Source organism: Acinetobacter sp. NPDC052428 (genome assembly GCF_044547685.1).
GTDB classification, from domain to species: domain Bacteria; phylum Pseudomonadota; class Gammaproteobacteria; order Pseudomonadales; family Moraxellaceae; genus Acinetobacter; species Acinetobacter lwoffii_G.
The window spans coordinates 52,444-62,235 of record NZ_JBIUAT010000017.1 but is presented as its reverse complement, the minus strand read 5'-3'; the positions used below and the strand labels follow the sequence as shown (position 1 = coordinate 62,235).

The following is a 9,792-nucleotide window of genomic DNA, read 5'->3' as shown; positions in this document are numbered from 1 at the left end:
ACTCGATTTGATAAACTGGCACGCAATTATAAATCTATGATTCGTATAGCCTGTATATTTATTTGGTGCAAAGCCAAATGAGGACACACCCTAGTTTAGACCGTTCCGATTGGTCAGGCTCATTCACACCTTTTACATACTCTGAAGTACGACTGACCAAAACTAGCGGAATATTAGGATATTTTTTTAATTCTTCATTTGCCCATTGATTTAGAAGATCACATGAATCCGCACTGTACTCTTTATGATCTATATATCGAATGCCATCCAGTGTAGGACAGCTATCCATAAACCAGGAAATCACACCTGAGTTAAAGTGAGAGGCTGCTGTACCCAAAGAACTTGCTATTGCTGATGCATGACTATCCCCCATTAAAATTGCTAAAATTTTTTCTTTTCCGTACACACAACTCGGCGACCCTATTTTGTCATGAGAGGCATTACACTCTTCACGCCTAGGATCTATATCCCATGTTTCTGCAGCAGCAATCTCTACAATTTTAGGTAATCGAATTTCTTCAAATGGAAGTAGTTTGGCACTGATCGCGATTGCAGATAAACTCGCAAGCAAACCAAAACTAAAGATGACTAGAGCTTGTCTGGAAAGACGAAATTTCGTTAAAAATTGGCGTGAGGGTATTTCAACCAGTAAATAGGAAAGATGCCCCAGTATCAGACTAAGCACCAAACCAAATAGTATCCAGTTTAAATCATCTTGCACACTACCAAAATACAAGCCAACCACAACCGGCCAATGCCACAAGTAAATCGAATATGAACGATCTCCCAACCATTGTGCAACAGGGTGCGTGGTTAACATGGAGTCTTCCTGTTGTGACAATATAACCAGTACTGTACCCAGTACTGGTAACGCCGCCCAAGCAGAAGGCCAAACTAACCCCTTATGAATGATCAACATGGCCAATAACAATAAAAAACATCCCGCTACAAAGTACACCTTGGCAAATCTTTGTAATTGTGGAAATTCTTTCGCAGCTAAATAAACCAACCCACCAGCAACGAACTCCCAGCCTCGAACAGGCACTACGGGTTTCGAATGAGATATCGCGATGCTTAAAAGGAGAGATCCCAGAAATGCAAAACATAATCCGTATAATAAGGTACGGCGTTCCGATTTAATTTTTGTCAGTAGTAACAAGTAAATAGGTAATAATAGATAAAATTGAAACTCAATACCCAATGTCCATGTATGTAATAACCACTTTTCATGAGCAGTGCCATCAAAGTAATTAGAAGTACGCCAGTAATAAAGATTAGAGTTAAAAGACAGAGCACTACTCGATTGCGTACCCAAAAACATATAGTCAGGTAAGGGTAACCAAAACCACCCTAAAACCAGCAAAATAATAATAAGTATCATCAGGGCAGGAAAAATCCGTCTTATCCGTGCCATATAAAAATCAAATAATTTGAAGCTGTTTTTTTCAAGACTGCTGCAAATGATTGCTGTCATCAGGAATCCTGAAATGACAAAAAATATATCTACACCCAAAAAGCCTGCATTAAACCCTGGAACTTTGAAGTGAAAAAACAAGACCATTAATACCGCATAGGCACGCAGTCCATTGATATCTAATCGAAAACCAATATTTGAATTTGGCGGTGTCATCATGTCAACCTGCTCAAAATATTTTTTTAATGTTGGGTTTATAAGTTTATTTTTTGATGCATGATGAAGAAAACTTTGCATTAAATCAGAATGCAGTTAAAAAATTAGACAATACTAGAAGGTTTATAATATCTCTTAACTTTTTAATTATATTCGGTTATTTTTCTTCTTTTTAAAAATTGATTGATATTTACTCAACCTTCTTATCTTCAAACTTGTCTTGTTTGAAGTCAATAGGCTAGACACATAACTCTATAAAAATATTTGTAGGCATCATTCAAAATACTTTTAAGACTAACATCATCACTTATCTAGCTAATTTAGGCTTTTTCGTCGTGCTATAAAGGGTATAACTATCTGATATATCAACTTTCAGTTATAGTCCTCATTACTTTAAATAATTGTTTTGGAAATCAAGCTTCTGATCCCCATCAGCATTTCTCCAAGTCCTGAAAAAATATTAACAGCCCCGCTATACTATTTTTATGTGCGTTTTCCCAGTTCTAAAATGATCACTTCAGCATTTATTTTCTCTGTAATTCATTAACCCCAAATACCATGATTATCATTGGTTGATTATTCATTAATGCATTAAGTCGCTTAAAGAAACCTGCTCTCAACATAGCCACACACCCTAAAATTTTATACAATAGTGCATCCTTTTCCATGGTGCTGCTTTATGACTGCTTGGACTGCTCATGTCACTGTCGCAACTGTCGTTGAAAAAGACGGAAAATTCCTGTTTGTAGAAGAACATACAGAAGGTGTGACACACACGGTATTTAATCAGCCAGCAGGTCATGTTGAATGCGGTGAAACTATTATCGAAGCCGCAATTCGTGAAACCATGGAAGAGACCGGACATACGGTTGAAGTAACTCATCTTTTAGGGATATATACTTATACCCCACCGATGTTCCCGGATCGTACATATTTTCGTTTCTGCTTTTTAGCCAAATCCATTGACTATGACCCAAATGCCACTTTAGATACAGATATTGTCGGCGCAGTCTGGATGACGCTCGATGAACTGATTGAATCTGCTCGCGCGCGTAGTCCATTGGTGATTAAAGCCGTGCAAGATGCGCTTTCAGGTCAAAAATATCCTTTATCGCTCATTTACGAGCACCAGAATTCTCCCTTAATTTCAAATTTGGATGCCTAATCCTATGCAACAACGTGTCATCGTCGGTATGTCAGGTGGGGTAGATTCATCTGTTTCTGCTGCCCTTTTACTTCAACAAGGTTATCAGGTTGAAGGTCTTTTCATGAAAAACTGGGAAGAAGATGACGGCACAGAATATTGCACGGCGATGGATGACCTTGCCGATGCTCAGGCCGTTTGCGACAAAATCGGGATTAAACTGCATACCGCAAATTTTGCCATGGAATATTGGGATCGCGTATTCGAACATTTCCTGGCGGAATATGCAGCTGGCCGTACGCCAAACCCAGACATTTTATGTAATAAAGAAATTAAATTTCGTGCCTTTCTCGATCACGCAGTAAATCTGGGTGCAGATTTTATTGCGACGGGTCATTATTGCCGTCGTGGTGAAACCATGACCAACTCACGTGGTGAAGAATATGCACCTTTATTGCGTGGTGTGGACAACAACAAAGACCAGACTTACTTTCTGCATGCTGTTCATGGTCGTGAAATTAATAAGACCCTGTTCCCTGTCGGTGAAATTGAAAAGCCACAAGTCCGTAAAATTGCAGAAGAATTAGATCTGGTTACTGCCAAGAAAAAAGACTCGACTGGCATCTGTTTTATTGGTGAACGTCGTTTTAATGACTTCTTAAAGCAATATTTACCCGCTCAACCCGGAAAAATCGTGCTGGAAGACGGTAAAGAGGTTGGTGATCATCACGGCTTAATGTACTATACGCTCGGTCAACGCGGTGGTATTGGTATTGGCGGTATGAAAGGCGTTGCTGAAGGTGCCTGGTTCGTATTGCATAAAGATATCGAAGGTAATCGCCTGGTGGTCGGCCAAGGCCATGAACACCCACTCATGCAAAGTACTACACTTTGGAGTGAGGCGATTGACTGGGTCGCAGGTGAGCAGGATATTCCTGAAACAGGTTTCCGTTGCACAGCAAAAACCCGTTACCGTCAGACTGATCAAGCATGTACTGTGTATCAAGATTCAGAATCACTGAATGGTGTTCGTGTTGAGTTTGATGAACCTCAACGTGCAGTGACCCCGGGTCAAAGCGTGGTGTTCTATTCAGGTGAAGTTTGTTTAGGGGGTGGTGTGATTCATCATACCAATGCACCTAAACCTGATTTTATAAAAGGATGAATTCGGCATGACGGAGTTACCATTTCAACCGGCCACAACGTTGAATACTCGTCAAAATCGTGCTTTGGCATTAGCGGGTGTGTTTCAGGCCACCCAGCTGACCCATATGACCGCATTGACGGGTCAGCAAAGCATTGGTGAAAGTGGTAACTTTTATTTTGAACAGTTGATTAGAGCCAGTCTTAATATCCGTCCCGGCAGCAATCAGAATGCCCAGACGCTCGACTTTTTTAATCAACTGGCCGATATTTCCTTAGGTTTAAAAACATTAGAAAGCAGCATTATTCAACCCTTCAATACTTCTCCAAAATCCAGAATTCCAAAACTTTCCAGCACTAAACTTCCCATGAGCTATGCGATGGCACTTCTTCAGTTAGAAAAGAAGGTCTATAGCAATCCCAAATTTGTTGAAATTATTGAACAGTCCCAACAGAAAATTCTCAGACAGCTCTCCTTCTTCGATAATAATTACCTGCACCCCAGCATCATTGCCAATCTCGCTCAAACCTATGTCGATACTGCCGGACAGATTAATCCGCGCATTATGGTGCGTGGTAATGCCGAAGCCTTTAAAGATGCCGGACACACCAACCGGATCCGCGCTTCTTTATTTACCGGTTTGCAAATGGCGCATCTGTGGCGTCAGCTCGGTGGCAGCTCTTGGGGCATGGTATTTGGCAAACGCAAGTTGCTACAAGATATTCAGAATCTAGCGCGTTTACAGTTTCAGGTGGTTTAACTGATGCTGCACGTGTTTCGTTTTACGTTTAATTCCAAAATCTAAGGAATCGATATGAACGCTTTAACTGCACTTTCTCCATTAGATGGACGTTACGCGAGCAAATGTGATGCTCTACGTCCCTTTCTTTCTGAGTTTGGTTTAATCCATGCTCGTGTGACTGTTGAAGTGCGTTGGTTACAAGCGCTTGCAAACCACCCGGAAATTACTGAAGTACCGGCGTTTTCAGGCGAAACTAATGCAGCGCTTGATGCGATTGTGAGCGATTTTTCTGAAAATGATGCTAATCGCATCAAAGAGATCGAACGCACCACCAACCACGACGTTAAAGCGGTTGAATATTTCCTGAAAGAAAAAATCGCCAATATCGATGAACTTAAAAATGCCGGTGAATTTATTCACTTTGCATGTACATCTGAAGATATTAACAACCTGTCGCATGCCTTGATGCTGAAAAGCGGTCGTGATGTACTGGTTGCATCTATGCAGCAAATCATTGATTCAATCGTTGCGCTTTCTGAGAAGCATGCAGACCAGCCAATGTTGTCTCGTACTCATGGCCAAACTGCAAGCCCGACGACTTTGGGTAAAGAAATGGCGAACGTGGCTTACCGCCTTGCACGTCAAATCAAACAGTTCAAAAATGTTGAGCTACTGGGCAAAATCAATGGTGCAGTAGGTAACTACAATGCGCACTACTCTGCTTACCCAGACATCAACTGGCCTGCGCATTCACAAGCATTTGTAGAGTCTTTGGGTCTAGATTTTAACCCGTACACTACTCAGATCGAGCCACACGATTACATGGCAGAACTGTTTGATGCGCTGCGTCGTTTCAACACTATTCTGATCGATTTTAACCGTGACGTTTGGGGCTATATCTCTCTTGGTTTCTTCAAGCAAAAACTGAAAGAAGGTGAAGTCGGTTCTTCAACCATGCCGCATAAAGTTAACCCGATCGACTTCGAAAACTCTGAAGGTAACTTGGGTATTGCAAACGCGGTACTTGCCCACTTAGGTGAAAAATTGCCAATTTCTCGCTGGCAGCGTGACCTTACTGACTCGACTGTACTTCGCAACATGGGTGTTGGTTTTGCGCAAAGCTTAATTGCTTTTGAAGCTTGCTCTAAAGGTGTTGGCAAACTTGAGTTGAACGCTGCGCGTATCAATGAAGACTTGGACAATGCGCAAGAAGTATTGGCTGAACCAATTCAAACTGTAATGCGTCGTTACAACGTTGAAAAACCATACGAAAAACTAAAAGCCCTGACTCGTGGTCAAGCCATGACTCGCGACATGATGGTTGATTTCGTAAACGGTAACGAGTTAGAAGCTGTTCCTGCTGCTGACCGTGCGCGTTTAGCAGAAATGACCCCTGCATCTTATACAGGTAATGCAGCTGAACAGGCCAAACAAGTGGCTGAGCTGATTGCTAAAATCTAATTTGCAATAAGACGAAAAGGCGAAGCTCAGGCTTCGCCTTTTTATTTATAATGTGTTTTATTCTAAAAAAGATATTTCATAATAACGACATGATTGAGCATCGACTTTCTGCCAAACATTACGCGAGCCTGGGTATTTTAATTCTGGCGATTTTGCTTGCCAGTATTCGTCCTTTAGAACTGGAAGCTTATCTCTTGCATCAGGCAGGCACAGTTTTCATGATCATCATGCTGCTCATCTGCCTGTATAAAATCGGGCTGAATTTTTTAAGTTTTAATTTATATATTCTTTTTCTGATTGTTCATGTGATTGCTGCGCATTATCTGTATTCTTATGTGCCTTATAACCAATGGATCGAACAGATTTTTGGCTTTAATCTGAATGAAGCGATGCACTGGTCACGCAATATGTTTGACCGTTTTGTCCATCTGGCCTACGGATTATTACTTTATCCAATTTTCTATCGCCTGTTTCAGGTCTGGTTGCCGCAGCAAAGACCTGTGGTCATTTTCCTGCTGGTGATTCAGTTTGTGGTGGCCAGTAGCATGCTCTATGAATGGCTGGAATGGCTGATTGCCATTGGTTTATCTCCTGAGGAAGCTGAAAACTATAATGGACAACAAGGTGATATGTGGGATGCGCACAAAGACATCTTGCTTGCTACGATTGGCGCGGCGATAACAGGCGGTCTGCAGTTGATACCGAAAAATCAAAAAAACTCACCGAAGTGAGCTTTTAAAATCAGAAACTAATAGCTGAATTAAAGTTTTGGATCACGCATTTAATTACATTCATTTTTTTCAATTATGAATGCGGGCAATATCGCATCCAATCATCTTTCATTTTTTGCAGTTCATTACCCGTCAACATCTCACTGTAATAAATGAAATAGGTTGTATCAGGATATTCAATCTCATGACGGAACATCATGCCACGTAGTGATACAGATAACTCCTCAGGAAAATCATCCTCTAAATAAAGTTCTTCAAATTCATAATTAAAGTAACAATTTTGCGTTGCAAGATATGCTTCAGCTATAGCCATGTTTCTGCTCTAACAATAAAATATGCTTTATTTTATCTGATTAGTTTCAGTGATGGTTTACATTTCATTCGGTTCAACCCATTGAATAAACTTAGATTCTGACAAATGTGGATATTTGAATTTATCTAGATATTCAAAGCAGGCCTTTTGGCCTTGAGGAATTTTATCCAGATGCTTATCGAAGAATAAATGCCGACTATATTGAGCGCCATCAAAGCGAATACTCACACGTTCAAATTCGTTACCACCTCGAACTTTATGCATCTGATAAAACTGCACAACACCACATTCCTTCGATGGAATAACAGGTGGATCATTGGGCTTTAGAAAGCTATACAGCAGAAAGATACAAACGCCGGGTAGAAAACTCAGCCAAAACAAAACCTTCTTAGAATCATCCTGAGTTAATTTTGCTTCAGAATAAAGCATACATAACATCGGAATAAATACGATACTAAAAAACCCAAGCAACAAAATAAACGTGAGCATATGAGCCTAGACTCAATCAAAGTGCTTCACTTATATCATAATAGTATGATTTCAAAAAAAAAGCCCACCGCAGTGAGCTTTAAAATTCATTCAAGATCAACTGAATTAAAGTTTTGGATCACGCATTTGCACCAAATTTGCATTGGCTTTACTTAAGCTTTCCATAACTTTATTCATGACAGTAGGTACCAGTGAATCAGCAATTTGTGCGGCTTGCAGACCCAGCTTTTCGCCCAAAGTTGGTTTCTTGCGGGTCTGGATGGAATAGATATCATGTTGGGGCAACAAGTTGAGCAGATATTCGTCTGAGGTTTGCAGTTTATCCACCAGATTTAGATCCAGCGCATCCCGGCCATACCAATGCTCACCAGTGGCCACTTTTTCAATATTCAGCTGCGGGCGATACTTCTCAACAAAATGTTTGAATAAAGCATGGGTTTGCTGTAATTCTTCTTCAAACTTGGCCTTGCCCTCTTCAGTATTTTCACCAAACATGGTCACGGTACGTTTGTACTGTCCTGCGGTATAGAGTTCAAAGTCGATTTTATTGTCTTTCAGCAGACGGTTAAAGTTGGGGACTTGAGCAACTACACCAATTGAACCGACAATCGCGAATGGTGCAGAAATAATCTCATTGGCGATACACGCCATCATATAACCGCCACTGGCCGCCACTTTATCGACACAGATGGTCAAATGAAAACCTGCCTCACGTAAACGTACCAGTTGAGCTGCTGCAAGTCCATAACCATGTACCATGCCACCCGGACTTTCCAGACGCACCACCACACGGTCACGACCTGCTTTGGCAGTGGCCAGAATCAGGGTGATTTCTTCACGTAAGCCTTCTACCGCAGAAGCCGCCATATCACCTTTAAAATCGAGTACATAGATTTTTTGATTGGTTTTCTTACGCGCACGCGCTTCTTTTGACAGTTGTTGCGATAACTGTAAAAGTTCCAGTTTAGAGCCAGTAGTTTGCGCTATCTTTTTTCGTTGTTCATTGATACGCGCATTGAGATGACTAATACGGATTTCAGCGGACAGTTTCGGAGTATGAAATAACATAAAAAATCTATTCTCTATTTAATTCGGATTTATTCCTTTAGATTAGGTCAATTTCGGTTTTTTTCAACTTTATTTCGAGAATTATTACGATTATCACCATCTATTTCACCTATAAAAAAAGAGCCTTGCGGCTCTTATTCTAGATATCGGATTAACCGAAACGCCCGGTAATATAGGCTTCAGTCAACTGATGATCCGGCTGGGTAAAGACTTTTTCGGTCGAGTTGACTTCAATCAGATCACCCAAATGGAAATAAGCAGTACGATCTGATACACGTGCTGCCTGTTGCATGGAGTGCGTTACAATCGCGATGGTATATTGCGTAGATAGCTCAGAAATCAGCTCTTCCACTTTGGCCGTTGCAATGGGATCCAGTGCCGAACACGGTTCATCCATCAAAATGACTTCCGGACTGACTGCAATGGTACGCGCGATACACAGACGTTGCTGCTGACCACCGGACAAACCTGTACCTGGCTGGTTCAAACGATCTTTCACTTCTTCCCACAAACCAGCTTTACGCAAGCTACCTTCTACAATTTCTTCAAGATCGTACTTGTCACGTGCCAAACCATGCAGCTTCGGACCATAGGAGACATTATCGAAGATTGATTTTGGAAATGGGTTCGGCTTCTGGAACACCATCCCGACTTGAGCACGTAGCAAGACCACATCAAGATTTGGATCATAAATATCCTGATTATCCAGCATCACTTTACCGGTCACACGACAGCTATCAATGGTATCGTTCATGCGGTTTAAGGTACGCAGAAAGGTCGATTTACCACAGCCTGATGGCCCAATAAAAGCAATCACTTCATTTTCATAAATATTCAGGTCAATGCCTTTAATCGCTTCCGCTTCACCATAGTACACATGCACATTAGAAGTACTAAGTTTCACATTCGTCGACTTCGCATCTTTTTTGCTGCTACTTTGCGTATCGAACTGGGAAACAAACGGAGTTGCTGGCTTTTGAGTTGCCTCATCCGAGGTGAATTGTGTCTGTTGTGGATTCACGATTTGATCCTTTTTTAAGGAATTTTGAATAACAGTTGTGTTCATGATT

10 protein-coding genes are annotated in these 9,792 nt (G+C 41.1%); 5 read left to right on the top strand and 5 right to left on the bottom strand.

All coding sequences use genetic code 11. The annotated features are described in order from the left end of the window. Positions 1-58: 58 nt before the first annotated feature. Complete coding sequence (locus ACIG3F_RS10435; protein ID WP_396470002.1) at positions 59-1,711, bottom strand: acyltransferase family protein; 1,653 nt, start codon at positions 1,709-1,711, stop codon at positions 59-61. Between the two features lie 598 nt (positions 1,712-2,309). Here ACIG3F_RS10435 and ACIG3F_RS10430 point away from each other — a divergent pair. The 5 genes from ACIG3F_RS10430 to ACIG3F_RS10410 all read left to right on the top strand — a co-directional run bounded on the left by ACIG3F_RS10430 (position 2,310) and on the right by ACIG3F_RS10410 (position 6,852). Further along, positions 2,310-2,795, top strand: coding sequence for an NUDIX hydrolase (locus ACIG3F_RS10430; protein WP_005246804.1), 486 nt, complete (start codon positions 2,310-2,312; stop codon positions 2,793-2,795). A gap of 4 nt (positions 2,796-2,799) precedes the next feature. Further along, positions 2,800-3,939 (top strand): tRNA 2-thiouridine(34) synthase MnmA, encoded by a 1,140-nt coding sequence (gene mnmA, locus ACIG3F_RS10425; RefSeq protein ID WP_396470001.1) that lies wholly within the window; start codon positions 2,800-2,802, stop codon positions 3,937-3,939. Positions 3,940-3,946: 7 nt separating this feature from the next. Beyond that, positions 3,947-4,678, top strand: coding sequence for a high frequency lysogenization protein HflD (hflD, locus tag ACIG3F_RS10420; RefSeq protein WP_005107369.1), 732 nt, complete (start codon positions 3,947-3,949; stop codon positions 4,676-4,678). A gap of 54 nt (positions 4,679-4,732) precedes the next feature. Beyond that, a complete protein-coding gene (gene purB / locus ACIG3F_RS10415; protein ID WP_218209204.1) occupies positions 4,733-6,121 on the top strand; it encodes an adenylosuccinate lyase in 1,389 nt (462 codons plus the stop codon). A gap of 89 nt (positions 6,122-6,210) precedes the next feature. Continuing rightward, positions 6,211-6,852: a DUF2238 domain-containing protein gene (locus ACIG3F_RS10410; RefSeq protein ID WP_253099230.1), complete on the top strand. Its 642-nt coding sequence runs from the start codon at positions 6,211-6,213 to the stop codon at positions 6,850-6,852. A gap of 73 nt (positions 6,853-6,925) precedes the next feature. Here ACIG3F_RS10410 and ACIG3F_RS10405 read toward each other — a convergent pair whose 3' ends face one another. From ACIG3F_RS10405 to pstB, 4 genes are all read right to left on the bottom strand, one after another. Continuing rightward, positions 6,926-7,165: a hypothetical protein gene (locus ACIG3F_RS10405; protein WP_180086362.1), complete on the bottom strand. Its 240-nt coding sequence runs from the start codon at positions 7,163-7,165 to the stop codon at positions 6,926-6,928. A 57-nt stretch (positions 7,166-7,222) separates the two neighbouring features. Beyond that, entirely contained in the window at positions 7,223-7,654 is a 432-nt protein-coding gene (locus ACIG3F_RS10400; RefSeq protein WP_253099228.1) for a hypothetical protein, read from the bottom strand. A 105-nt stretch (positions 7,655-7,759) separates the two neighbouring features. Beyond that, entirely contained in the window at positions 7,760-8,722 is a 963-nt protein-coding gene (sohB, locus tag ACIG3F_RS10395; protein ID WP_004646527.1) for a protease SohB, read from the bottom strand. A 151-nt stretch (positions 8,723-8,873) separates the two neighbouring features. Next, the gene (gene pstB / locus ACIG3F_RS10390; RefSeq protein WP_005262140.1) at positions 8,874-9,788 is read right to left on the bottom strand and encodes a phosphate ABC transporter ATP-binding protein PstB; all 915 of its coding nucleotides are present in this window, start codon (positions 9,786-9,788) and stop codon (positions 8,874-8,876) included. Positions 9,789-9,792: the final 4 nt, after the last annotated feature.

Excerpts from the sequence above, each read along its gene's own strand:
- ACIG3F_RS10435 (WP_396470002.1), bottom strand. The coding sequence starts at position 1,711 with ATGCAAAGTTTTCTTCATCATGCATCAAAAAATAAACTTATAAACCCA.
- ACIG3F_RS10430 (WP_005246804.1), top strand. The coding sequence starts at position 2,310 with ATGACTGCTTGGACTGCTCATGTCACTGTCGCAACTGTCGTTGAAAAA.
- mnmA (WP_396470001.1), top strand. The coding sequence starts at position 2,800 with ATGCAACAACGTGTCATCGTCGGTATGTCAGGTGGGGTAGATTCATCT.
- hflD (WP_005107369.1), top strand. The coding sequence starts at position 3,947 with ATGACGGAGTTACCATTTCAACCGGCCACAACGTTGAATACTCGTCAA.
- purB (WP_218209204.1), top strand. The coding sequence starts at position 4,733 with ATGAACGCTTTAACTGCACTTTCTCCATTAGATGGACGTTACGCGAGC.
- ACIG3F_RS10410 (WP_253099230.1), top strand. The coding sequence starts at position 6,211 with ATGATTGAGCATCGACTTTCTGCCAAACATTACGCGAGCCTGGGTATT.
- ACIG3F_RS10405 (WP_180086362.1), bottom strand. The coding sequence starts at position 7,165 with ATGGCTATAGCTGAAGCATATCTTGCAACGCAAAATTGTTACTTTAAT.
- ACIG3F_RS10400 (WP_253099228.1), bottom strand. The coding sequence starts at position 7,654 with ATGCTCACGTTTATTTTGTTGCTTGGGTTTTTTAGTATCGTATTTATT.
- sohB (WP_004646527.1), bottom strand. The coding sequence starts at position 8,722 with ATGTTATTTCATACTCCGAAACTGTCCGCTGAAATCCGTATTAGTCAT.
- pstB (WP_005262140.1), bottom strand. The coding sequence starts at position 9,788 with ATGAACACAACTGTTATTCAAAATTCCTTAAAAAAGGATCAAATCGTG.